General features: G+C 69.2%; 21 protein-coding genes. 3 read left to right on the top strand and 18 right to left on the bottom strand.

Annotated elements, in window-relative coordinates; genetic code table 11:
- Window positions 1-102 precede the first annotated feature (102 nt).
- Complete coding sequence (locus G4D83_RS09735; protein ID WP_163864424.1) at window positions 103-1,659, top strand: ChaN family lipoprotein; 1,557 nt, start codon at window positions 103-105, stop codon at window positions 1,657-1,659.
- A 3-nt stretch (window positions 1,660-1,662) separates the two neighbouring features.
- On the opposite strand, the gene G4D83_RS09730 is transcribed toward G4D83_RS09735, so the two are convergent.
- The 10 genes from G4D83_RS09730 to kamD all read right to left on the bottom strand — a co-directional run bounded on the left by G4D83_RS09730 (window position 1,663) and on the right by kamD (window position 11,352).
- Entirely contained in the window at window positions 1,663-2,598 is a 936-nt protein-coding gene (locus tag G4D83_RS09730; RefSeq protein WP_240356237.1) for a hypothetical protein, read from the bottom strand.
- A 98-nt stretch (window positions 2,599-2,696) separates the two neighbouring features.
- Window positions 2,697-4,919: a serine/threonine protein kinase gene (locus tag G4D83_RS09725; protein ID WP_240356236.1), complete on the bottom strand. Its 2,223-nt coding sequence runs from the start codon at window positions 4,917-4,919 to the stop codon at window positions 2,697-2,699.
- A 121-nt stretch (window positions 4,920-5,040) separates the two neighbouring features.
- A complete protein-coding gene (locus tag G4D83_RS09720) occupies window positions 5,041-5,430 on the bottom strand; it encodes a hypothetical protein (RefSeq protein WP_163864423.1) in 390 nt (129 codons plus the stop codon).
- 177 nt (window positions 5,431-5,607) lie between these two features.
- The gene (locus tag G4D83_RS09715) at window positions 5,608-6,402 is read right to left on the bottom strand and encodes a class I SAM-dependent methyltransferase (RefSeq protein ID WP_176437032.1); all 795 of its coding nucleotides are present in this window, start codon (window positions 6,400-6,402) and stop codon (window positions 5,608-5,610) included.
- Window positions 6,392-7,168, bottom strand: a complete 777-nt coding sequence (locus tag G4D83_RS09710) for an SDR family NAD(P)-dependent oxidoreductase (protein ID WP_163864422.1) — start codon at window positions 7,166-7,168, stop codon at window positions 6,392-6,394. Before G4D83_RS09710 ends, G4D83_RS09715 begins: the two co-directional genes overlap by 11 nt.
- Before the next feature lie 151 nt (window positions 7,169-7,319).
- A complete protein-coding gene (kce, locus tag G4D83_RS09705; RefSeq protein WP_163864421.1) occupies window positions 7,320-8,147 on the bottom strand; it encodes a 3-keto-5-aminohexanoate cleavage enzyme in 828 nt (275 codons plus the stop codon).
- Window positions 8,144-8,542 (bottom strand): 3-aminobutyryl-CoA ammonia lyase, encoded by a 399-nt coding sequence (gene kal, locus G4D83_RS09700; protein WP_205522603.1) that lies wholly within the window; start codon window positions 8,540-8,542, stop codon window positions 8,144-8,146. The genes kce and kal overlap by 4 nt, the downstream gene beginning before the upstream one ends.
- On the bottom strand, window positions 8,539-9,324 hold the full coding sequence (gene kamE / locus G4D83_RS09695; RefSeq protein ID WP_163864420.1) for a lysine 5,6-aminomutase subunit beta: 786 nt from the start codon (window positions 9,322-9,324) through the stop codon (window positions 8,539-8,541). Before kamE ends, kal begins: the two co-directional genes overlap by 4 nt.
- Before the next feature lie 4 nt (window positions 9,325-9,328).
- The gene (locus tag G4D83_RS09690) at window positions 9,329-9,805 is read right to left on the bottom strand and encodes a hypothetical protein (protein WP_163864419.1); all 477 of its coding nucleotides are present in this window, start codon (window positions 9,803-9,805) and stop codon (window positions 9,329-9,331) included.
- On the bottom strand, window positions 9,802-11,352 hold the full coding sequence (kamD, locus tag G4D83_RS09685) for a lysine 5,6-aminomutase subunit alpha (protein WP_163864418.1): 1,551 nt from the start codon (window positions 11,350-11,352) through the stop codon (window positions 9,802-9,804). Before kamD ends, G4D83_RS09690 begins: the two co-directional genes overlap by 4 nt.
- Before the next feature lie 259 nt (window positions 11,353-11,611).
- Here kamD and G4D83_RS09680 point away from each other — a divergent pair, with 259 nt between their 5' ends.
- Both G4D83_RS09680 and G4D83_RS09675 read left to right on the top strand, forming a co-directional pair.
- On the top strand, window positions 11,612-13,144 hold the full coding sequence (locus tag G4D83_RS09680; protein WP_163864417.1) for a catalase: 1,533 nt from the start codon (window positions 11,612-11,614) through the stop codon (window positions 13,142-13,144).
- A gap of 135 nt (window positions 13,145-13,279) precedes the next feature.
- A complete protein-coding gene (locus tag G4D83_RS09675) occupies window positions 13,280-13,900 on the top strand; it encodes an ankyrin repeat domain-containing protein (RefSeq protein WP_163864416.1) in 621 nt (206 codons plus the stop codon).
- A gap of 24 nt (window positions 13,901-13,924) precedes the next feature.
- Here the strand turns inward: G4D83_RS09675 and kdd are convergent, their stop codons facing one another.
- The 8 genes from kdd to G4D83_RS09635 all read right to left on the bottom strand — a co-directional run bounded on the left by kdd (window position 13,925) and on the right by G4D83_RS09635 (window position 24,452).
- A complete protein-coding gene (gene kdd / locus G4D83_RS09670) occupies window positions 13,925-14,956 on the bottom strand; it encodes an L-erythro-3,5-diaminohexanoate dehydrogenase (protein ID WP_163864731.1) in 1,032 nt (343 codons plus the stop codon).
- A 197-nt stretch (window positions 14,957-15,153) separates the two neighbouring features.
- Entirely contained in the window at window positions 15,154-16,161 is a 1,008-nt protein-coding gene (locus tag G4D83_RS09665) for an alpha/beta hydrolase (RefSeq protein ID WP_163864415.1), read from the bottom strand.
- 25 nt (window positions 16,162-16,186) lie between these two features.
- Window positions 16,187-17,350 (bottom strand): uracil-DNA glycosylase, encoded by a 1,164-nt coding sequence (locus G4D83_RS45995; protein ID WP_240356235.1) that lies wholly within the window; start codon window positions 17,348-17,350, stop codon window positions 16,187-16,189.
- Window positions 17,351-17,523: 173 nt separating this feature from the next.
- Window positions 17,524-18,756 (bottom strand): bifunctional phosphopantothenoylcysteine decarboxylase/phosphopantothenate--cysteine ligase CoaBC, encoded by a 1,233-nt coding sequence (gene coaBC, locus G4D83_RS09655; RefSeq protein WP_163864414.1) that lies wholly within the window; start codon window positions 18,754-18,756, stop codon window positions 17,524-17,526.
- A gap of 63 nt (window positions 18,757-18,819) precedes the next feature.
- A complete protein-coding gene (locus G4D83_RS09650) occupies window positions 18,820-21,798 on the bottom strand; it encodes a carboxypeptidase-like regulatory domain-containing protein (RefSeq protein ID WP_163864413.1) in 2,979 nt (992 codons plus the stop codon).
- Window positions 21,799-21,952: 154 nt separating this feature from the next.
- Window positions 21,953-22,486, bottom strand: coding sequence for a hypothetical protein (locus G4D83_RS09645; protein WP_240356234.1), 534 nt, complete (start codon window positions 22,484-22,486; stop codon window positions 21,953-21,955).
- Between the two features lie 105 nt (window positions 22,487-22,591).
- Window positions 22,592-23,878, bottom strand: coding sequence for a Stp1/IreP family PP2C-type Ser/Thr phosphatase (locus tag G4D83_RS09640; RefSeq protein ID WP_163864411.1), 1,287 nt, complete (start codon window positions 23,876-23,878; stop codon window positions 22,592-22,594).
- Window positions 23,879-23,939: 61 nt separating this feature from the next.
- On the bottom strand, window positions 23,940-24,452 hold the full coding sequence (locus tag G4D83_RS09635) for an FHA domain-containing protein (protein WP_163864410.1): 513 nt from the start codon (window positions 24,450-24,452) through the stop codon (window positions 23,940-23,942).
- Between the last annotated feature and the right edge of the window lie 27 nt (window positions 24,453-24,479).

The raw sequence follows: 24,479 nt of genomic DNA, 5'->3' as shown, positions 1-24,479 counted from the left end.
GTCCATTGCCCCCCTCCCCGAGTCAAGGAAGGGAGCCCCGAGGCCGCGTGCCGCTGATTTTTTGCCGGGTCTCCAGGGCCGTGCGAGGGATCGCCGCACTCCATGCGCGACTCGCTCGCCCTGCACCTTGCCCTCTTCCGTCGTCAGCGGGCACAAATCGCCCGCGTGGTGGACGGGCAGACAGATGCCTTCCGCTCCTACGAGGCCCGCTACCGGCGGCGTACCGCCAGCTATCGGCGCGTCCTGCCTCTGGCCGACGTGCACCAACGCGTGCTCGCCTCGGACGTGGTGTACGTGGGCGACTACCACACGCTGCCCCTGGCGCAGCAGACCTACCTCGAGCTGGTGGAGCACGCGCTCACCTCGGGACGCCGCGTCGTGATGGCCCTCGAGTGCATCGAGGGACGTCACCAGACCTCGGTCGATGCCTGGCGCTCCGGCCGCCTCTCGGAGCGCTCCCTCCTGGCGAAGCTGGGCGGTGACACGGATGGTGCGGGATTCGGCCCGGGCGCCCCGCTGCGCACCCTGCTCGCCTTCGCCCGGCGCCACCGCCTGGAGGTCGTCGGAATCGACCGGCGTGCCCAGGGTGAGCGCTCGCTCGCGCTGAGGGATGCCTACGCCGCGGAGCGCATCGCCCGGGCGGCCCGTGCCGAGGACCGTCCGCTCGTCCTCGTCCTCGTGGGCCAGTACCACGTCGCGCCGTGTCACCTGCCCGCGCAGGTGGAGCGCGCGCTCGGCGACGACACGCGTCGCGGCCTGGTCGTGTACCAGAACGCGGAAGGCGTCTGGTGGCGGCTGGCCCGCGACGGACGCATGGGCGTGGCCGAAGCGGTGGAGCTGGCCGACGACACGGTGTGCCTGCTCAACGCCTCTCCCGTCGTCTGTCAGCAGAGCTTCCTCGACTATCTGGAGGCCGAGGCCGGCGACTCGCCCTTGATGGACCGGGGTGCCTCGGAGCGGTTCCGGGAGATGGCGGCGCTGATCGGCCGCCTCGCCGGGGTGCCGGTGGTGCGCGCGCTGGAGTCGGTGGAGGTCGCCACGGTGGCGGATGGCGACGTGTTGGCGCGCATCCAGCGACGCGGGCGCTTCACGCAGGCGGAGCTGTCACAGCTGCGCCGCCACATCCTGTCGCGGGAGAGCAGCTACATCCCGCGAGCGCGGACGGCGTATCTGGCCTCGCTGTCACTGAACCACGCGGCGGAGGAGGCCGCGCACTTCGTGCGGCACTGCGCGGTGGGCAGCGCGATGGAGGCGCCGCGCACGGCCTCCGAAGCTTTCTACGCGCGGTGCATGGAGGAGGCGCTGGGCTTCTTCGGCTCCCGCCTGGTGAACCCGCGTCGCACGTGCCTGGGGCTGGCCGATTGGGCCCGTCGCTTCGGCGAGAGTCGCGGCGTGGAGCGACAGGTCTCCGCCTTCGTGCTGGCGCACAAGGCCGCGGAGCTGGAGGCGCCCGAAGAGGCGGTGAAGCTGCTGCCCCTGCGCAAGGACCGGCTGTTCCACGGCGTCAGCCACGCGCTGGGCTACCTGCTCGGGGACAGGCTCTACCGCGCCTTCGACGAGGGCCGGCTGGCGAAGGCGGAGGTCCGCGCCCTGTTTCGAGATCCGTTCGCCGACGCGCGCACCGTGTACTTCACCTGGGCCGAGCGGCTGCGGGACTGAGTCTCACCGAGCGCGTGCCTCGGGGGCCTCCGCCTCTGGGGGCTTCGGCGCGGCGGGAGGGGACGCGAAGGTGCCATCCGGGAGGAGGTCGCGCCTGGACGCGGGGTTGTCCTCGGTGACGACGCTGATGCCGCCATCCGGAAACAGGACGTAGGTCACCGCCGTGTCGACGTGGCCCACCGCCAGCGACGTCAGCTCCGGATAGAGCATCAGCAAGGCCAGCTCCGTCTCCAGCGGTCCCTTGAAGGTCTGGTGCAGGTGCGCATCCATCCGCGAGGCGTCCTCGGTGATGGGCGCCACGTCGACCGCGATGACGCTCGGGTGCAGCTTCACCTGCTCGCGCAGCGTCTTGCCATCCGGAGCGAAGCGGAAGCGGAAGTCGCCGCCATAGAAGAAGCGCTTCGGGTCCCTGGTCCCCTGCAGCGTGTACACGGTGATGTCGCCCGACGCCTCCACGAGGACCACGGGGTTGACGCTGGGCCGACCGAAGGCCTCCACGGTGATGTTCTTCGCCGTCCTCACCGCGCGGGCCATGGGGCTGAAGTCGATGGGGAGCGTGTTCAAGGGGATGAGCTCCATCCATTCGGGCTCCTCGTGGGGAGCCTTCAACGCATAGGCCGGGATGAATTTCCCCGCGTCGTCGACCCGGCCGAAGAGGCCGTACCAGGCGCCACCATGAGGCAGGGTGAGGTGCATCTGCATCCGGGACGGGCTCAGGTCCACGTCCTTGCTCTCCATCAGCACGTCCGTGGCGCGAATGGCGGCGCGCTCCGCTTCGACGATGTACCGGGCGCGGGCCTGGACCCGGAGCAACTCCGCGTCGTCCACGGGGATTCGCGAAGGAGCGGGAGCCGCGGCGTCGCCCAGGAACGCGCGCGTTGAATGCGCGCCGCAGCCGACGAGTGACACGAACACCACCAGGGACAGCACCAGCCGCATGCGAGACCTCGTGCCGCGAGTCTGCGCGATTCCCCGGGGTCCGTCACGCTGCGCGTGCGGGTCGGCAACACGGCCGCTTGCTCGCGGGTCCGGGAGGTTCAGGGAGCGGCCTCCACGGAGACTTCCATCTCCACTTCCGCGTCGTCCGCCCATCTCGGCAGGGAGAACCACAGCTCCGACGCTCCCGACAGGATGTGCCGGCCGACGTCGAGCACGTGCAATCGCTCGTCCGAGGGCTGCCCGGCGACGCGGAGGCGAAACGGCGCGGCCGGCACGGCGATCATCACCACGGGGCTGCGCGGCCGTTCGTGGGAGGCCCGGATCTCCACGGCATACCGAAGCCCGGGCCGTAGGTTCCGGACCGTGAAGCGATGCTCGGGGGCGAGTTCGCTCGCGAAGTCGACGACGTTCAGGGACCGGCCTTGCTTCGCGCCTCCACTGAGCGAACGAACGTCGATCTCCATCATGTGGGGCCGCGTGAGCGCCCACTCTTGGCCCCACAGGACGAACAGCCACATCCGCGTGATGCCCGTCACCGTCTGGGAGTCCGTGGTCAGCGTCCACAGCCGCCGCTCTGGCGGCACCTCGGGGTCGGCGATGAACGCGAGGACGCGACTGGAGGAGGGCGCCGCACGCGTGCCGTCCAGCGCCTTGGACCAGGTAAAGCCATACGTGCCCAGCGTGCGCAGCGAGTAGCGCTCCGTGGGCTCAAGCACCAACTCATGTGCCCGCTGGATGGGATTGAATGACTGTCCGGACTCGCGAAGCACGGCCAGCGCGGGCGGCTCCTGCTCCATCGACACCTTCGTGTCCAAGGCAGGCTCGACTTCCGGCTCCGCCTCCTTGCGCTCGCCCAACGCGGAAGCCTCGACGCTCTCGTCGCCCCGCGGGGCGACCTTGGCATCATCCTGTGAGGGAACAACCTCGGCGGCGACCGGCGGGGACCCCACCTCGGGCTCCGCCAGTATGGGAGGAACTTCGGGCGCCGCCGGAACACGCACGTTGTCCTGTTTCGTCGTGAGCGCCTCTGTCGCGGCGTCCGTCTTGGAGCCACGCCAGACGATGCCCATGCCCAGCAACCCGAGCACCAACGCGATGAGAGCTCCCCAGCGCCAGCCCAGGGAACCCTTCCGAGCTGCTCGCTGGGCTCCTGGCGCCACCTCCGCCACATCCAGCTCGAAGGCCGCGCCTGGCGGCTCGGACGTCCTGGCGTGGGGGGCGGAAGATTGGGACTTCGCGCGTACGACCCGTGTCGCCGCGGACCGCTGGCTCCTTGGCCCGAGCGCATTGACGTCGGCGGGGGCTCGCCACGACTCGAGCTGCGATAGGAATTCGGAGGGAAGCGCCGGGATGCGCTTGCGCGTGGCCAGCTCGTCCTGAAAGAGCCAGCTCGTCAGATGCTTGCGGGTGTTCGTGGGAAACAGCGGCGCGTTCGTGCTCAGCCAATCGGAGAGGGCTTGCTGCAGCGCCTCCGTTGTCCTGTAGCGGTCGTCCCGTGACTTCATCAACGCGCGTTGGAGGATCTCCAACATGGCCGCGTCCAGCGTCGGATTGAACTGCCGCGCTGGAGTCAGTCGCCCTTCGACGGTGCGGGTCATCACCTCCAGCTCATCGCCTTCGTTCGGGAGCTGTCCGCACAGCATCTGGTACAGCACCACGCCCACCGCATACACATCCGAGCGTGCGTCCAGCACCTCGCCTCGCGCCTGCTCCGGCGAGAGGTACAGGTATTTGCCCTTCACCACTCCGGCCTCTGTCTCCACGCGGCCCGCGAGCCGGGCCTTGGCGATTCCGAAGTCGGAGATCTTCACCTCCCCCTCGAAGCTCATCAACACGTTGTCCGGGGAGATATCGCGGTGCACCAGGCCGAGCGGCTCACCCTGCTCATCCACCAGGGTATGCGCGTAGTGCAGCCCTCGACACATGTCGATGGCGATGCCGGCGGCGATGGGCGTGGGGAGTCTGGGAAGGCCCTTCGCGCTCGCCCGCTTCAGCACCCGGGAAAGCGGCTGGCCATCCACCCACTCCATGGCCAGGAAATACTCGCCGTCCACCTCCCCGAAGTCGAAGACCTGCACCACGTTGCCATGACTCAGGCGCACGCAGATACGGGCTTCATTGAGGAACATCTCCGCGAACTCAGGGTCCGACGCATAGACACCGAGCACCCGCTTGATGACCACGGACTTGATGACGCCAGGAGCCGCCGGATACCGGGCCCGGTACACCTCCGCCATCCCACCCGCGCCCAGGCGCTCCAGCAATTCGTACCGACCAAACTGCGTCTGCCCCGGGTTGCCCATGTCAGGGGAAACTACCATTCCAGAATTCATCGTGCGCAGGGGCCCCTCCAGGGGACTGTCGCGGCACGACATGGAACGAAGTCAGCGCCTGGCCTGTCTCTGAAAGGCCTCACGCTCCATGGGAACCCGCGGGTCGGACTCAGGTCTTGGTGGGCGCGTTGGCCTGCACGGCGGCCTTCACCTTCGCGCGCAGGGCACGGACGCGCTCGCGAGCCTGGAGGCGCTGGTCCTCGGAGAGCTGACCGCCGGCCGCGTCACGCTGGGCCTTCAGTTCGTCGCGAAGCTGGCGGGCCTCCGTCTTGAACTGGTCCGCCTGCGCCTGCGAGAGACGACCCTCGGACACGGCGCGGTCCAGGCGGTGCTCCATCCTGGCCAGCTTCCGCTCTCCCTTCATGCCCTTGTGGCCATATCGACCCCCATGGTGGCCCTCCTGGCCCTGGGGCGCGGGCGCGGCGTCCTCGGCGAGCACCGGGACGGAGAACAACAGCGAAGCAGCGACAACGGAACGCAGCAGGAAACCTTGACGCATGGTGGGACTCTCCAGTCGGTGGAACTGGACGCGAGCGGCACACCCGCTCGCGTCCTCGTTGCCAGGAAGAACCCCGCGTGGAGAAGAAGGTTAAATCCACGCCGCCGGCACCCGGTGGGAGCAGGTCCCCTCCCCTACCGCCTGCCCGCCCTCCGTCCAGTCACCACCCCTACATGCTCAGGGCGCGCCCGGCTTCACGGCGCGGGTGGCGATGAAGCCGTCGAAGTGCTCGGAGAGCTTGTCGCCCGCGACGTGCCGGTCCTCGAACAGGCCCGCCAGGAGGAAGCCCGCGTCGAGCTGTCCGCCCAACTGGTCCTGGAGCGAGTGTCCCACGCAGAGGGGCTCACCCTTGTCGGTGTACCGGCGGCGCTCGGCGTCCGTGAGGCTGGTGAAGTCCGAGTACGGCATCTTGTACTTGAGCTGCATCACCCCCTGCTCCTGGAGGTCCGGGTCGAACAGGAAGATGACCGGATTGCTGATGCCCGACAGGAGCACTCCGCCTGGGCGCAACACGCGGAAGGCCTCTCGCCAGACGGGCCGTACGTCATCCACGAAGGCGTTGGAGCACGGGTGGAAGATGAGGTCGAAGCCGCCGTCCTCGAACACGGAGAGGTCCTTCATGTCCCCCTCCACCAGCCGCAGCTCCAGGCCCTCCCGCTCCGCCACCTTGCGGTCCTGCCCCAACTGCGCGGGCGAGTTGTCCAGCACCGTCACCCTCGCGCCCGCCGCCGCCAGCACGGGCGCCTGCTGTCCGCCCGCACCCGCCAGGCACAGCACCCGCTTTCCAGCGACTTCACCGAACCACTCGCGCGGCACCGGCTTGGTGGGCGTGAGCACGATGCTCCACTCCCCGCGCCTCGCCGCGGCGATGACCTCCGGCGTCACCGGAACAGTCCACCTGTCTCCCACCGACACCTGCCGGTCCCACGCCTCGCGGTTGTATTTCCGCACGTCCATCGACTCAGTCGTCATGAAGCACCCTTCCTTCCATGCCTCCCGCCACGGTGATGACCTCACCCGTCACGTGGCCGGAGATGCGATCCGATGCGAGCGTCACCACCACGCGCGCGACATCCTCGGGCTGGCCCACCTTGCGCAGCGGCATGGTGCGCGTCACCCGCTTCACGAACCCCTCGCCCTCCAGCTTGGAGCGGTTGCGGTCCACCGCCGTCCAGCCGGGGCACACCACGTTGACCCGGCCCAGCGGGGCGATGCGGCCCAGCTCGTTCTTCAGGCTGCGCACGAAGCCGTTCGCCAGCGCGCCCTTCGCCGCCGCGTAGTCGGAGTGCCCGGCCTCGCCGAACAGGCCCGCCGTGGAGCTGATGATGACGATGTTGCCCACGCCCGTGGTGGACACGTGCCGGAGGAACGCACGGCAACACAGGAAGACGCTGTCCAGGTTCTCCGCGAGCGTCCGACGCCAGCGCTCCAGCGACATCTGCCAGACAGGCTCATCCGGGGCGGGCCACACGCCCGCGTTGCACACCAGCACGTCCAGCCGGCCCAGCGCGGCCACCGACGCGGGCACGAGGGCATCCACCTCCGCCTCCACCGTCAGGTCCGCGCCCACCGCCGCGCCGCCCACTTCTTGCGCAAGCGCTCGCGCCTGGGCTTCGCGGGAGCGGTAGTGCACCGCCACCTTCGCGCCTTCTTCGGAGAACGCTCGGACGAGCGCGGTGCCGATACCTCCCGCGCCGCCCGTCACCAGGATGCCTTTGCCCTTCAGCTCCGTGTCCATTCAGATGGCTCCTCGGAAGACTTGGGGCCCCGTCGCGCCGGAATCCGGGCAGACGGGTGGCGTCCGGCGGCTGCCGACGCGAGGGGCCCGTGATTGCTGACATGGAAAAGAAGACGCCGACGCGGCAAGAGCGCGTCGGCGTCGGAGTGCATCAGCTCAGGCGCAGCAGCTTGCGCGCCTGCTCCGGCGTGGCTGGCTCGCGGCCGTGGGCCCGAGCCCGTTTGGCGGCCTCGGCCACCAGCTCCCAGTTGCCCTTCGCGAGCACGCCCTTGGACACGTAGATGTTGTCCTCCAGACCCACCCGCGCGTTGCCGCCGCGCTTCGCCGCCTCGTCCACGAACGGGAGCTGGTGACGGCCCACCGCGGCCACCGTCCAGGTGCTCCCCTCCGGCAGCGAGGCAATCATGAAGTCCAGCACCTCCGGCCGCGCCTGCAGCGTACCCGGCACGCCGAGCACGAAGTCGAAGTGCGCCGGCAGGTCCACCAGGCCCTCCTTCGCCAGATAGCGGGCCTCGTCGAGCATGCCCACGTCGAAGCACTCCAGCTCCGGCCGGAGGCCCAGCGCGCGGATGCGCTTCGCGATGTCCCGCACCAGGGGACGCGGGTTCCAGAACACCTCTTCGCCGAAGTTCACCGTGCCCGTGGTGAGCGTGGCCATGTCCGGCCTGTCCTCTCCCGTGAGCGTCAGCGGACCACAGCGCTGGTCCACCGTCATGCCCACCGCGCCACCGGTGGACGTCTGGATGAGGACATCGGTGCGCTTGCGGATGGCGCGGATGGCGGCCCGGAACAGCTCCGCGTCCTGGGACGGCTTGCCGTCCGCGGTGCGCACGTGCAGGTGCACCATCGCCGCGCCGGCCTCGCGACAGCGCACGGCGTCTTCCGCGATTTCATCGGCGGTGATGGGCAGGTGCGGCGTCTGCTCGCGCGTCGTCTCCGCGCCGACCATCGCCGCGGTGATGACCATGGGAGTGCTCATCGCTGGCCTCGCTGCTTGTCCTTGGGAACCACGCAGGTGCCCGAAGCACGGCACACGACGATGGGCTCCGGCAACAGGTCCGCCGCCGAATCATTCACATCCGTGCGGGGCCGGATGACCTTGCGGGCCTCGAAGCGCATCTTCCGCGACGTGTTGCCCGCGCTGATGATTTCGCCCTCCGCCTCGATGAAGTCCCCCGCGTACACCGGGGCCAGGAACTCCACCGAGTCGTACGCGCGGAACAGCCCCTCGTCGCCGTCCGCCCGGATGCACAGCTCCGTGGCCACGTCGCCGAACAGGCCGAGCATCCGCGCCCCGTCCACCAGGTTGCCGCCGTAGTGCGCATCGTGACTGCTCATGCGCAGGCGGATGATGGCCTTCGTCCCAGTGCTCACGTCGGCTCTCCCTGGTAGTGGGCGTCCTTCGGCTCCTTGCCTTCCTTCTTCAGGAGCGCGTGGACGATGTAGTTGGCCACGTCGGACGGCTTGGTGCCGGGACCGAAGCCGGCGTCGAAGCCCAGCTCCAGCGCCAGCTTGTGGTCCACGCGCGGGCCGCCCAGGAGGAGCTGCACCTTGCCGTGGATGCCCGCCGCCTTCGCCGCGTCGATGAAGTGCCGGGAGTTGTCCTTGTGCACGTCGCGCTGCGTGACGACCTGGCTCACCAGGATGGCGTCGGCGTTCTTCGCCAGGGCCTTCTTGATGAGGTCCTCGTTGGGCACCTGGCTGCCCAGGTTGAACGCCTCGAACCCGGGGTAGCGCTCCAGGCCGTAGTCGCCCGCGTAGCCCTTCATGTTCAGGATGGCGTCGATTCCCACCGTGTGCGTGTCCGTGCCGGTGCACGCGCCGAACACGACGATGCGACGGCCGACCTTCTCCTTGATGAAGGCGTTGAGGTCGTCGAAGGACATCTTCTTCACGACGACTTCCGGCACGTCGATTTCGGCGTAGTCCAGGTACATGCCCGAGCGGGCGTACACGATGAAGAACGTGTAGTTGTCCGCGGCGCGCTCGGCCGCGGCGACCTTGACGTCGGAGAACCCCATCTTCTTCGTGAAGACGGCGGCGGCCTCCTTGGCCTTCTCCGACAGGGGCACCGGCAGCGTGAACGAGAGCTGCACGACGCCGTCGTCCCGACGGTCTCCGTAGGGACGGATGATCTGCTTGCTGGGCTTCACCATCGGCTCATTTCCCCATGCCCCGCTGAATCTTCACGCTGGTGCCCACCTTGTCGGCCAGCGCGGCGAAGCGGTCCTTCTTGGCCTGCTCCATGTGGAAGACGACGGACCACGTCGTGCGCCCATCGCACCCGACGTACGTCACCGTGTCCACCACCCCGCCGTTCGTCGAATTGTCCGAGTCCAACCGCTTCGCCGCCGGCTGCCCGCCCACCTTGAGGGCCACCCAGTTGGCGCCGCCGATGCTGGCGACAATCTTGTCCACGCAGACCTGGGCCTTCATGCCCGCCGTCTGCACCGAGCCCACGTCCACCAGGAAGTACGCGTCGCCGCTGGGCGCGGTGAACTTCGTCGTCCCGTCCTCGGCGGAGCGGTTCCACGCGGCGGGCACCTGCACGCCCACGTTCTTCACCTGGAACTGCGCCAGCGAGTCCGCCGAACCGCCAGCGGCCATCACCACGGTCAGGATGGTACCGAGCATCATGTTGCCTCCAGGATTTCCAGGAACGGGTTGAAGTAATCGGGAGCCTTCTCCATCACGCCGTCCAACCCCTTGCCGCCGGTCTCCTCGCGCTTCACGTCGCCGAAGTGACCCTTGCCAATGGCCGCCACCATGCCTTCGTCGCGGCACTCCTGGAGCAGCTTCATCGCCTGGCCGAACACCTCGCGGGCCCGGTTGGCGATCTTCCCGTCCTCGCGGACGGTGAACTCCTCGTCGATGCCCCGCGCCGCGCGGTGGATGTAGTTGGCGGACTTGAGCGCCACGAACCGGTCCGCGAGCAGCGGCGTGTGCATGGCCTCCGTCATCATGCCGAGCAGTTGGATGCCCTGCTTCGTCCAGATGGCCACCAGGTCCGCCATCACGTCGTACGCGTGGCTGAAGAAGATGTCCGTCTCCTTGTGCTTGGTGGGCGGCATGTACTTCAGCGGCGCGTCCGGGAAGCAGCGGCGCACCAGCATCGCCTGCGACAACTCCAACAGGAGCGTGTCGTCCCGGTACGGGTCGATTTCGTACGAGTGGCCGATGCCCAGCTGCCAGTCCTTGAGGCCCGCGCGCTTGGCGAAGCACTCGTTGATGAACTGGCTGGCGATGACGGTGTGCGCCGCGTCGAACGCGTCCGCCGTGGTGATGTAGTTGTCCTCGCCGGTGTTGATGATGATGCCGGCGAGCGCGCAGATGCGGCGGCTGAAGTACTGGTCGATGAACGTGCGCCGCATGTTGATGTCACGGAAGAGGATTCCGTACATCGCGTCGTTGAGCAGCATGTCCAGCTTCTCGTAGGCCGCGCAGAAGGCGATCTCCGACATGCACAGGCCGGACGAGTAGTTGGTGAGCTGGATGTAGCGCTTGAGCTTGATGCTCTCCTCATCCAGGGCCTCGCGCATGATGCGGAAGTTCTCCTGGGTGGCGTACGTGCCGCCGTAGCCCTCCGTCGTCGCGCCGTGAGGCACGTAGTCCAACAGGGACTGCGCGGTGGAGCGGATGACGGCGATGACGTCCGCGCCCGCCTGGGCCGCGGCCCGAGCCTGGTCCACGTCGTCGTAGATGTTGCCGGTGGCGACGATGACGTACTTGTGCGGCGCCGGCGACATGGGGAACTGCTGGCGGAGCGCATCGCGCGCGGCGAGGCGGGACTTCATGTCCTCCAGCGCGGAGCGGGCCTCGGCGCGGACCTCGGCACGGAGGTTCTGCTCGACTTCCGGAGACAGCGGACCGAGCTTGTCCGTCGGCAGCGCCGTCAGCCGCTCCACGGCCTCCAGCGGGCTCTTGGCGCCCAGGTGGAGCGCCCGGCCATACCAATAGGCGGCGCCCCGGTTGAGCACCCCGGCGGCCTTGAGCTTGTCGACCATCAGGTTGGCGAGCGGCACCCCTCGCGCGCCTGCCCCGGAGATTCCGAAGAAGCGCAACACGGTGCGCTCAATCGATACAGTGGTGTTGCGGCGGATGAGGTCGAAGATCGGGTTGACGATCTCCTCCGCCAGAGTGCGCGCATGCGCAATCTGCGCGTCGTCAATGAACGGGCCTGGCATGGGCGCACCTTACCCGCCCGAACGCCTACAGGAAGCGCCGAAGCATACCCGAACGCGCTGCCGCACCGCATTATCGGTTGGGAAACGTCCGCACCGAAAAAACGGTGATCCACCCCACCGAGCCGGCGGTGTTTCCACCGATATGCCGGTGAGCGCCGCGATTGGCGACACGGCAACCCGTTGGAGTTATTGGATTCCAAGGAACGGCACGGCGCGTGCTCTGGAGCGGGGCGCCTCATCCCCCGAGAGGAGACTTCGCATGAAAACCCGTTCCCTGTTGCTGACGGCCGCGCTGCTCAGTGTTCCGGCCTTCGCCGCCAATCCGCCGCCCCTCACCACGGACACCGGTGCCGCCGTGGGCACCAATCAGAGCTCCAAGACGGCCGGCCCGCGCGGCGGCATCCTGCTGGAGGACTTCCACCTCATCGAGAAGCTGGCCCGGTTCGACCGTGAGCGCATTCCCGAGCGCGTCGTCCACGCGCGTGGCACGGGCGCCTACGGTGTCTTCGAGAGCTATGGCAACTTCTCCAACCTGACGCGCGCGTCCGTCTTCTCCAGCAAGGGGAAGAAGACGCCCATGTTCGTCCGCTTCTCCACCGTCATCCATCCGTCCGGCTCGCCGGAGACGCTGCGGGATCCTCGCGGCTTCGCGCTCAAGTTCTACACGGACGAGGGCAACTGGGACCTGGTGGGCAACAACCTGCCCATCTTCTTCATCCGCGACGCCATCAAGTTCCCGGACATGGTGCACTCGCTGAAGCCGTCGCCCATCAACAACAAGCAGGACCCGAACCGCTTCTTCGACTTCTTCTCCCACATCCCCGAGTCCACGCACATGCTGACGCAGCTGTACTCGGACATCGGAATCCCGGCGAACTACCGCCAGATGAACGGACACGGCGTCCACGCCTTCAAGTTCGTCAACGCCAAGGGCGAGTACCGCTACGTCAAGTTCAACTGGGCCTCGCAGCAGGGCATCAAGAGCCTGACCTCCGAGGAGGCCGCGCGCACCGCGGGCGAGGACCACCAGCACGCCACCTCCGACCTGTACGCGTCCATTGGCGCGGGCAAGTTCCCCGCGTGGGAGCTGTCCGCGCAGGTGCTGGACCCCAAGGACCTGGACGGCTTCGCGTTCAACCCGTTGGACCCGACGAAGATCTGGCCGGAGGACAAGGTGCCCTCCGTCAAGCTGGGCAAGTTCATCCTCAACAAGATGCCGGACAACTTCTTCGAGGAGACCGAGCAGGCCGCGTTCTCCCCCGGCGTGCAGCCCTCCGGCATCGAGCCCTCCGAGGACCGCCTCCTCCAGGGCCGGCTCTTCTCCTACGCGGACACGCAGCGCTACCGCGTGGGCGCCAACTACCAGTCCCTGCCCATCAACCGCTCGCGCGCCTCGGTGAACAGCAACAACCAGGCTGGCGGGATGAACTTCGCCAACACGAAGTCGGACGTGAACTACGAGCCGAGCATCGCCCGTGAGTCGCAGGAGTCCCCCGCCGACCTCTTCTCGCGCGCCCCGCTGTCCGGCACCACGCAGCAGCAGCCCATCGAGAAGACGGACAACTTCTCCCAGGCGGGCGTCTTCTACGTGGCGCTCGACGCCGCCGCGAAGGACCGGCTGGTGAAGAACCTGGCCGCGGACCTGGGCCAGGTGCGCGACGCCCGCGTGAAGGCGCGCATGGTCGGCCACTTCTACGTCGCCAACCCGGAGTACGGCACGAAGCTGGCCAACGCGGTGGGCGTGAAGGTGGACGACGCCAAGGCCGCCGTGGCTCCCCTCGCCACGCGCTGACGCTCGCGGTGTTTCACTCGGGTCCCGGCGCCAGCGTGTCGCCGGGGCCCTCCCCTCTTGAGGAGACCAGGGCATGGGCCAGCTCGCGCCCCCGTGCCCCGGACTTCTCCCGCCGACTTCGTCTGGAGGACGACCATGTTTCGCAAGTTGCTGCTCGGAGCCCTCGGCCTGCTGGTGCTGGTGTGCGCGGTGCTGACCGCCGCCTGGTTCTCCTTGCGCGCGGAGCCCGCGCCCCAGGGGCGCCTCCTGGCCACGAGCGAGGCGGAGAACTACCTGCTCGCCGCCTCGCGTGTCGGCGATACGGAGATCGTCACGGGATTGCTGAAGGCCGGCACGCCCGTGGAGGCGCGAGACTCGAGAGGCTTCTCGCCGCTCATCCTCGCGGCGTACCACGGCCACCTGGACACCGTGCGCGCGCTGCTCGCCGCCGGCGCGGATGCGTGCGCGGGAGACAAGCGCGGCAACACCGCACTGATGGGCGCGGCCTTCAAGGGCTACCGCGACGTCGTCACGCTGCTGAACCAGCAGCCCTGCGCCGTGGACCAGGCCAACAGCCTGGGCCAGACGGCGCTGATGTTCGCGTCGCTCTTCGGACGACAGGAGGTCGTCGACCAGCTCCGCGAGAAGGGCGCGTCACCCGAGGCTCGCGACGCGAGCGGCCGGAGCGTCGACGACTGGGCGCGCACCCAGACCGAGCCCCAGGCCCCCGTCGCTCCCGCGCCCGTGGCCCCGAGCGACTCCTCCGCCGCGAGGTAGCGCGGGCGGAAGCGCCCGCTTCGCTCAGACGTACCGCGTGGCGAAGAGCTGGAGCAGCTCCGGCTCCGTGCGCAGCAGCGCCAGCGTCAGCGAGGCGTGGCCGGGCACGTAGCCGTTGCCCACCAGCATGGTGACGTCCTTGCCCACGCCCTCGGCACCGAGCGCCGCCGTGGTGAAGCTGGTGGCCATGGAGAAGAAGATGGCCGTGCCGCCGTCCTTCACCGAGAGGATGGTGGCCATCTCCGTGTTGCCCACGCTGGCGCAGTTCACCACCAGGTCGCAGAGCTGCCCGTCCGTGGCCTGGCTCACCGCCTCCATCACGTCCACGCCCTGGGTGGCATCCACCTTCAGCGCCACGTCACACAGGCCAATGGCCGACAACATGTCCAGCGCGGGCTGCGACACGTCCAGCGCGATGAGCTTGCCCCGGCTCTCCAGGTTGCGCCGCGCCTGCGCCAGACACAGCGCCCCGCTCTTGCCCGCGCCCAGCACCGCCACCGTCATGCCCGGACGCACGTACCGAGCCACCAGCGCGGGCGCGCCACACACGTCCAGCGCCGCCAGCGCCAGCGTGTCCGGCATGTCCGACGGGAGCTTCGCGAAGATGCCACTGGCGAAGAGCAGCGCGTGCCCTCGGATGTCCACCCGGTCGATGTCCACGTGGACGGCCTTCACCTCGTCAATCACCAGCGGCGTCAGCGTCAGGCTGACCAGGGTGGCGATGCGGTCTCCTATCTGGAGCTGCCCCTTCGCCGGGTGCTTCGCGCCAATCTCCTTCACCCGGCCAATCAGCATGCCGCCCGAGCCCGTGACGGGGTTCTGCATCTTCCCCCGCTCCCGGACGATCTCCTGGATGCGCTCGCCGATGCGCGTGGCGTCGCCCCCCACCTCGCCCTTGATCTGCTTGAAGGACGCCGCGTCGATGTTGAGGCTCTCCACGTCGATGAGCACCTCCGAGTCGCGGCACGGCAGCGAGGGGTCCAGCTTCCGCGCACGCTGCGGCAGCACGCCCTTCTCTCCGACGACGCGAGACAGCCCGTAGAGGTCGTTGCTCATGTTCCCATCTCCCTGAAGGTCATCCACGCCCACCACCCCAGCCACCGTGGCGCGCGGGCGCTCTGCCTCTACCCGCTCCCCCGGGGGCATGGCCAGCGCCACGTCACGCTTCCGGGGGATGACGTCGCGCGGCAATCAGTCCCGGGCCCCCAGGTCCGCCTTGGGGGCCACCCTGGACCGATGCCGCGCCCTCCTCGCTACTCCGTCGCGAGCTTCGGCAGCAGCACCGACAACGAGCGCTCGAAGCGATAGCTCACGCCGGAGTGGCCGTCCTCGAACTCCTCGTGCACCAGCTCCACGCCGGCGTTCTTGAGGTCGTCCGCCAGCATGCGCGTGCCCCAGCGCAGGTTGAACTCGTCGCGGGTGCCGCAGTCCAGATAGACCGTCTTGAGCTTCTTGTAGGCATCCAGGAACTTGGGCACGAAGCGCACCGGGTCCTGCACCAGCCAGCGGTTCCACACGTCGAGCTTCAGCCGGCCCGTCTGCATATCGAAGGGAAGCTCCAGGTTGAGCGGCTCACCCTTCTTCGGCGAGTACGCCGCCGCCATCGCCAGCGTGTTCACCACCGGAAAGTCATCGCCGCGCATCTTCGTCTCGCGCACGCGCTGGCGGAACTCGCCCTGCCACGCCTCGATGCCACCCGCCTTGAGCAGCACGTTCGCCGCCTTCGGCAGGTCCGGCAGGTAGCAGTACTCGAAATACGAGTCCGCCGAGTGCGCGCCCAGGTGCGAGAAAATCTCGGGGTGGTAGCGGCCCATCACCAGCGCGCCGTACCCGCCCGAGCTGTGTCCCAGCACCGCACGCGACGCCGCCTTGGGCAGCGTGCGGAAGGTGCGGTCCACGAAGCCGACGATGTCCTTGGCCAGGTAGTCCCGATAGCGGCCGATGGCGTCGCTGTTGATCCACTGGCTGCCGCCCAGGGACGTCCAGCCGTCGGGGAACACTCCGATGACGGGCGGCACCGCGCCGGACTCGATGAGCGCATCCAGTCGCTCCGGCACGGAGGGCGCGAAGCCCGAGGAATTCGTCCAGCTTCCTCCGCCGCTGCCGAACGCATGCAGGAAGTACACGGCCGGGAAGCGACGGTCTCCCTCGCTATGACCCGGCGGCAGGTACACGGTGAGCCGGCGTCGGGCCGGGTCGCCCAACGGATTGGACTCCAACGCGGGCGACTGCACCTCGCGCGTTTCCAGCAACCCTTTCATCCGAGTCTCCCCTCTCCGTGCTCCGCTATGCGCGCGAGCCCGGGTTCTTGCCGAAGATCTTCATCACGGCTTGCAGGTCCTCCCACGCCTTGCGCTTCTCCGCCGGATTGCGGAGCAGGTACGCGGGGTGGAAGGTGGGCATCAGCTGAATGCCCTCATAAACGCGCCAGGCACCCCTCATCCGGGTGATGGGCGTGGAATCGCGCAGCAACGTCTGCGCGGCGAACTTGCCCAGCGCCACGACGACCTTGGGCTGGATGGCCGCGAGCTGCGCCCGGAGGAACGGCTCGCACGCCGCGATCTCGTCCGGCTCTGGATTGCGGTTGCCCGGGGGCCGGCACTTCACGACGTTGCAGATGTAGATGTCGTCGCGACGGAAGCCCATCGCTTCAATCATCTTCGTCAAGAGGTCACCCGCGGCGCCCACGAAGGGGACACCCTGCAGGTCCTCGTTCTCACCGGGCCCCTCGCCCACGAAGACCAGCTCCGCGCGCGGGTTGCCCGTGCCGAACACGATGTTCTTGCGACCCGTGCACAGCTTGCAGCGCCGGCAGTCCCCCAGCTCGCGACGCACCTGGTCCAGCGTCGGCCGCTCACCGTCCACACTGCCCGGCAGCGCGGTGGTTCCACCCGGAGACGACCGGGGCACGTCGAGCAACATGCCAGTGGATGCGGGAGCGGCGGGCCGGGACAGCGGCGCGAGCGGCGCCGCGGGGGCCTCGGTCGGCGGACGAGCCATCGGCCCCGAAGGCGTCGCGCGGCTCGAATCGAGCGGACCCGCTGGCGGACCCGCGCGGCGCTCGGCCATGGGAGGCGGCGCGCCGACAGGAGGCGTCGCGGGAGTCGCCTGCGTGAGCGCGGGGCGCCGCTCGGCCAGCGAGGGAGCGGCGGGAGGCGTCGTCACGGGCGGCGACTGCGAGGAGTCGGAGCGGCGCTCGGCCAGGGGAGGCGGTGCGCCCTGCGAGGGCCCCAGTCGGCGCTCGGGGGAAGCAGCCGTGGGCTCGGCCGCGCCACCGGGCCGGGTGAACCGCGAGCGCAAGGACGGGGCGAGACGCTGGAGCTCGGCCGCCGCCTTGGCGTCGATCATCAGCATCCGACCCGCGCCGTCCTCCTGCCAGAGCAGGTGGCGGCGCACGTCCTCGAGCACGGCGCTCAGTTCCTGCGAGACATCGGGCGAGTCGTCGTTCACGGTGCTGGATCGGTATCGGACAGCGAGACCAAGCGCAAGGAAGCGGTCGTCGGTGGGGGCCATCCGCCCATCCCCATGGTGAGCCCACCCGTCCCCACCGGGTCAGGCCCACACATCGCGTCACACCCCTGTCGCGCGGGGATTCCAGCGGGATGGACGGGCTTCGCCCAGGCTCAGCCGTTCGCGGGGGGGCGCTCCGGCAGCAGCAACTCCAGGATGCTCCGAGCCACCGCGTCCTTGGTCCCCTGAAGCTCCCTGGGCGAGCCGGCACGCGTCAACACCGTCACCCGGTTGGTGTCGGTGCCAAACCCCGCGCCCGGCGCCGTGACGTCGTTGGCGACAATCGCGTCCAGCCCCTTGCGCTCCAGCTTCTCGCGTGCGTGCTCCAGCACCCGCTCCGTCTCCGCGGCGAAGCCCACCAACAGCGGGCGACGGGCCTGTCCCGACACCTTCTTCGAGGCCTCCGCCAGCACATCCGGCGTGCGCACCAGCTTCAGCGTCTCCGGACCGGAGACCGAGCCTTTCTTCACCTTCTGCGCGGCCCGCGACTCCGGGCGCCAGTCGCTCACCGCCGCCGTGGCGATGAACACGTCGACGTCCCCCACCCGCCCCAGGACTTCGCGCGCCATCTCCTCCGCGGACACGACGTCCACCACCTCCAGGCCCGTGCGGTCCACCGAGCCCACCGGGCCCAGCACCACCGTCACGGTGGCCCCCAGCGAGCGCGCCGCCTGTGCCAGCGCCATGCCCATCTTCCCCGTGGAGGGGTTGGAGATGAACCGCACCGGGTCCAGGAACTCGCGCGTGGGGCCCGCCGTCAGCAACACCCGCTTGCCCGCCAGCGGCCCCGGGGCGAAGCGCGCGGCCACTCCCGCGACGATGGCCGGCACGTCCGCCAGTCGTCCCTCGCCCACGTCACCGCAGGCCAGCAGCCCCGCGCCAGGACCGACGAAGGTGAAGCGCGAGTGCGCCAGCAACGCGGCGACGTTCTCCTGCGTCATCGCGTTGTCCCACATCGCCACGTTCATCGCCGGGGCCAGCACCACGGGCCCCCGGAAGGCCAAGAGCGACGTCGTCACCGCGTCGTTGGCCATGCCCGCGCGCACCCGCGCCAGCAGGTCCGCGGTGGCCGGGGCCACCACGAAGGCCTCCGCCCAGCGCGCCAGGTCCAGGTGCCCGAAGTTCCCCTCCTGCGAGGGGTCGAAATAGTCGGTGAGCACCGGATGCCCGCTGAGCGCCTGGAAGGTCAGTGGGGTGACGAACTGGCGAGCGGACTCCGTCATGGCCACCCGCACCTCGGCGCCCGCCCGTCCCAGCTCGCGCACCAGCTCGCAGGCCTTGTACGCGGCGATGCCACCCGCGACGCCGACGACGATGCGACGGCCCTTCAGTGCCGATACGTCCATGCGGCTTCCTAATGCGCCCGCCCGTCGGCTCGCAACCGAAGCCGCGCGCCAGGCGCCGCCGCCTCAACGCCCCAGCGTCAACTCGCCGCTCGAGGGCACATCCACCACGCGCACCTCCGGGCCTCCAGGCGTCTCCACATGGAACGCGCCCCACACCACGGTGTAGCGCCCGGGCGGCAGGCCCGACACGACGACCTGCTCGGAGCGCGGCTGGTAGACGAGGTGCGCCCACCGCGAGCGCATCAGCTCCTGCGCGGGCGGGTTGGTCGACACGGGGACCTCTCCCGCCACCACCCAGAGCGCCTTGCCCCGCTCGGGCTTGAGCTGCACCGTGAGCGACGCGCTCCCGGGCGAGGGCCCCAGGTCCAGGTGCATCTCCGCGCCGCCCACCTGGACCACCAGCGCCGGCTCCCCCGAATACTCGCGTGCCGAGCCCAGCATGAACCGGTAGCTGCCCGGCGCCACCTCCACGGAGTACCCGCCGTCCGGTCCGGTGACGATGGTGAGCGGCTCGCCGCGGTCGCCATTCACCGCCTCGACCTCGATGCCCGCGGCAGGCTGGCCTCCCGTGCGGAACACGCGGCCACTCAGGCGGGTGGCCTGCTTCAACGTCAGCTCCAGCGCCGCGCGACTCCCTCGCTCCACCGCCTGGGTCGCGCTCAACCGGCCCTTGCGCGCGGACACGGTGTAGCGCGCGACATATGGGGGACTCGCCAGCGTGAAGCGGCCGTCCGGCCCCGACAGCACCGACTCGTCGCACACCTCGCAGGACACCACCGCGTCCGCCACTGGTCCGCCGCTCGCGTCGCGCACCAGGCCACTGATGCTCGGCAGCTTCTCCAGCACCAGGTCTCCCAGCTCGGGTGACGCGGGACGGTCCACCATCAGCGGCTCGTAGCCGGAGGCGTCCACCGCGACGATGACGCGGTCACCCGCCGTGGGCAGCGCCAGTTCGAAGCGGCCGTCCGGGCTGTCCACCTGATGCTCGTCCATCCGGAAGCGACGCACCGGCGCGCCGTCATCCCCGACGACGCGTCCCCGGAAGACATCGCGCTTCTTGAGCACGACCTTGACCGGCGGCCCGCCCGCCTTGCCCTCCGCGCGCTCCGTCTGGTCATAACCGGAGTGCTTCACCTCCAGGCGGTAGCCCCGGTCCGGGCGCAGCGAGCGGAACTCGAAGTGTCCCCGAGCGTCGCTCATGACGGGCTCCGCGCCGCGTGGCACCACCGACAACGAGGCCCCGGCCACGGGCTCGCCTTGCATGTCCACCACGTCGCCCGTCAGGGGCGCGCCGGGCTTCAGCTCCGCCTCCAGCTTGAGCGTCTGGCCATCCGCCACCGTCACCTGCCGCCGCTCGGAGGGCTGGTAGTCCGGATGCGAAGCCACCATCGAGTACGTCCCTTCCGGAAGCCCGCGCATGGGCACGACGCCGTCCGGACCGGAGGGCCTGTCGCTCCGGAAGATGCCTTCCTGGTCCACCCACAGCACCACGTCCGCGCCCTCGACGCGGCGACCACCGGACGACACCGTCACCTCCAGCGCGGCGTGTGGCTCCAGCGGAAGCTCGACGCCCGAGGCCGGCGCCGTCACCTTCACCTGACCACCGCCCCACTCCGAGTGGTGCGCGTGCAGTTCGTACAGGCCCGGCGTGGGCACCTGCGCGGAGAAGTGCCCTTCCCCGTCCGCCAGCACCGTCGCGCCCGTGGGCTGCACCAGCACGGACACGCGGGGCGCGGGGCGGCCGTATTCGTCCAACACCCGTCCGGTGATGAGCGTGGCGCGCTCCAGCTCCAACTCCAGCGTCGTCTCGCCCTTGCCCACGCGCGCGGGGAGCTGCGTGTCGCGGAAGCCCTCCGCCTTGCCCTCCAGCAGGTACTCACCGACAGCCAGCGGTCCCAGTTCCACCAGGGCGCCCGTGGCGGCGCGCTCGCGGCGGACCAGTTCACCCCGCGCGGTGCGCAGCATCAGCTCCGGAGCGGGCACGGGCTGGCCAGCCTCATCCACCACGGTGACGAGCAGCTTGCCCGCCTCTTCCAGCTCCAGCGTCACCTGCGTCACGCGCGCATCGAGCGTCAGCGTCCGCGGGGCCGAGCCCAACCCCGGGGCCTCCGCCGTCACCACCAGCTCATCCGGATACAGCCCGGTGAAGCGCACCACCTCGCCTTCGGTGCGCAGCTCACGCGAGAGATGGTCGGCACGCAGGCGCACCGTCGCGGCGGCGGGCTTGCCCTGTCGCATGACTCGGACCTCCAGCGTGCGCGCGGGCGTCAACTGCAACCGCACCGGCTGGGGCCCGGCCTCGACGTGAGCCTCCACGGCGGGCAGATATCCCTCCGCCATGGCCAGCACATAGAACGGGCCCTCGCCGAGTCCCTCCAGGGAGAAGACACCTTCCGCGCCGGACTCCGCCTCGAAGGGCAGCGGCACGCGGCGGGAGACGGCGTGCACGCGAGCGCCCAGGAGCGGCTGCCCCGCATCGTCCACCACCTGGCCGCGAATGGAGCGCAAGGGCGGCAGGTACAGCTCCACCGGGTCTCCCGGGGCGGCCCTGTCCCTCAGTGCCACCCCCAGGCCCGAGGCGCGGGCCCACACGGAGAAGGACACACCCACGAGGTGCTCGAACCGGAAGCGTCCTTCCGCATCCGTGAGCACCGTGGCGCGAGGACTGAGGAAGCCCCGCTGTTGTTCGAAGAAGGCGAGCGTGTGCAGCGTGGACTCGCGCGCGGGGCAGGACAAGAGGGCCTGGTCGCACTCATCGCAGCGCACGTCGACCAGCGTCCGCTCGGCGCTGGCCGCGAGGAAGACCTCCGCGCCCGACACGGGCTTGCCGGCCGAGTCCAGCACGCGGCCGGTGAGCGCCAGCCCCTCCTGGCCTCCCGAGGAGACCTCCACCGCGGAGAACTCGGGCAGCGACTTCGGCGTGGAATGCGGGGACGCGGTGGACGAAGTACTCCCAGGTCCGCTCTCGGAATGGGACCAGAGCCAGGCGGCCCCGGCCACCACCAGGGCTGACATCACCCCTATGAGAATCCAGTTGCGCATGCGCACGTCTCTCGGACCTTAGCCCGCGGCCGGGCCCGGAACGGGTGATTCCCACCGGAAATTCCGGACCTCGTCGTCTCCCGGACGCTCCCCCCATGACGCGTTCCCACCCGGTGGCCTGCGTTGCCACCGGGACGACACCGTCATGCGCCCGTCAGTGCTTCTCGTCGTCCTCGAGCGCGGTCAGGCGCTTCTCCACCTGCTCGAAGCGCGCGTTCGTCGAATCCGCCAGCGAGCCGAGCAGCCGGGCCATGCGGCCAGCGTGAGCATCCATTCGCTGGAGTCCGCCAGACAGGGCGCGAAGCTCGCCCACCACCGACTCCACGTGCGTCATCATGACATCCGCATTCGAGCGGAAGGAATCCATGTTCCGCCACATGACGTCCATGTTCTGCCGCGTGACGTCCATGCTCTGCCACATGACGTCCATGTTCTGCCGCATGGCGTCCATGTTCTGCCGCATGGCGTCCATGTTGGACTGCATCACGCCCATGTTCTCGCGCATGACGCCCATGTTGACCTGCATCGCGCCCATGTTCTCGCGCATGGACCCCAGGCTCGTCAGCGCGTAGCTCATCCCCGACGACATGATGCGCGTATGGGTTCGCGTGGTCTTCATCTCCTCCCGGAGCTCCGCGACCTCGCCGATCAACCGCACCATCACGTCCCGCCCCACCGCCCTCGCCATGCGACCTCCCACCACGGTTTGGCGGGAAGGTACGTGGCGGGTCTGACGTGAACGGGACGAAGCAATAGGGGCACGACGCGTTCGCTCGCTCATGTGCGCGCCCCCTCACTCTTCCGCGAAGGGCTGGATGGCCTGCGCCACGGCGAGCTCCTGTCGGGCCTCGCTCAACTCCGAGTTGGTCGCGCGCAACCGGTCGCTCAGCACCTGCACGAAGCTCCAAAGCATCTTCACCGCGAGGATGGACTCGCGCTTCATCAAGCCCATCAAGTCCGGACGGGAGATGACCATGGTCCGGGTGGGCTCCGTCGCTCGCACCGTCGCCGAGCGCGGCGCGTTGTCGATGAGCCCCATCTCTCCGAAGTGCCCACCGGAGCGCAGCTCGGCGATCTCCACGCCGTTCTTTTCAATCGCCACCCGGCCCCGGATGACGACGAACAGCTCCTCGCCCGGCTGTCCCTCCACCACGATTTCGCGGCCCGCGGGATACGTGCGCGTGGTGGCGATGGACAGCACCGCCGTCTGCTCCTTGTACGTGAGGTGACGGAAGAGCGGAATCTTGCGCAGCGCCTCCATGCGCGACTGCGCTTCGCTCGTCTCCTCGTTCGCCATGGCCGCGCTGTCGCCGGCCACCTTCACCACCACCGCGGTGATGTTGTCCTTGCCGCCGCGCTCGTTCGCGACGTCGATGAGCCGCTTGGGCAGGTCCCCCGGCTGGAGCCCCGACACCAACGGCAGCATCTCCTCGTCCTCGACGTAGCCATGCAGGCCGTCCGAACAGAGGATGAACATGTCGCCGGGCACCAGGTCCACGATGAGCGTGTCCACCTGGACCGACTCCTGGATGCCCACCGCGCGCGTAATCACGTTGCGGTACTGCGACGTGGCCGCCTGCTCCTTGGTGATGGTGCCGGCCTTGAGCTGCGCGGCGACCAGCGTGTGGTCCTCCGTCAGCCGGTGACACTGACCATGTCTCACCAGATAGACGCGGCTGTCGCCCACGTGGCCGATGACGGCCTTGTTGCCTCCCACCGCCAGGCACACGAAGGTCGTCCCCATGCCCCGCTTGGTCGAGTCCGTCATCGCCGTGCGGTAGATGTCCGCGCACGCGCGCTGCACGGCCACTTCCACCAGCGCCGCCGCCGCGGACCGACTATCCGCCGTGGGGTTGTTACCCAGGTCTTTCAGCAGATGCCGGTTCGAGGTGATGTGCTGCTTGACCACCTCGGTGGCCCGATTGCTGGCGACCTCACCCGCCGCGTGCCCACCCATGCCGTCGGCCACCACGTACAGGCCGAGTGACACGTCCACCAGCATCGCGTCTTCGTTGTGCTGCCGCTTGCGGCCGACGTCGGTCAGTCCGAAGGCTTCTGTGGTCAAGGCCACCGCGAACACTCCCGTGTGTGACTGTAGGCGACTCCGCACGTTATGCAGGCCGCTGGAGACGTGGCAAGGCTCAGGGAGCCATCCGAATCGCGAGCATCCGGACAAAGCCGCTTGCCGTGTAGAACGCCAGCTCCACCTGTCCGAAGCGCAACCGGACACCGTCCTCCAGGAGGACGGGCTTGCGAGGGGCGAGCCGAACCCCGCCGAGCCATGAGCCATTCTTCGAGCCGGCATCCGTCAAGAGGATGCCCGCCTGGGCTTCGTCGCGGGCGAACCAGGCGTGGAAGCGCGACACGCTGCCGTCATCCAGCACCACGTCGTTGTTGCCCGTGCGGCCCACCGTGATTCCCCGCCCGAAGGCGTTCGTCCGGGACTTCACCACCGGAAACACCACCGGCTCGTTCGCCCCCAGCGTCGGCGGCCCCGCGTTCGTCACCGTCTTCAACCGGTACTCCTCCTGCTCCGACAGGCTCTCGGGCGGCGGCGAAGGCGAGAAGACGAGCAGCCCGGGCGGCAACTGCCGCTCGAGGTCGCCCCGGTTGCGCAGGTACCGCGAAACATGGGCGCTCAGCAGCTCGGGCATACGAGGGGCGCGGGAGGGGGAGATTCC

The sequence above is a fragment of the Myxococcus eversor genome (assembly GCF_010894455.1).
Taxonomy (GTDB): Bacteria; Myxococcota; Myxococcia; order Myxococcales; family Myxococcaceae; genus Myxococcus; species Myxococcus eversor.
This window is presented reverse-complemented; position numbering and strand designations above follow the sequence as displayed.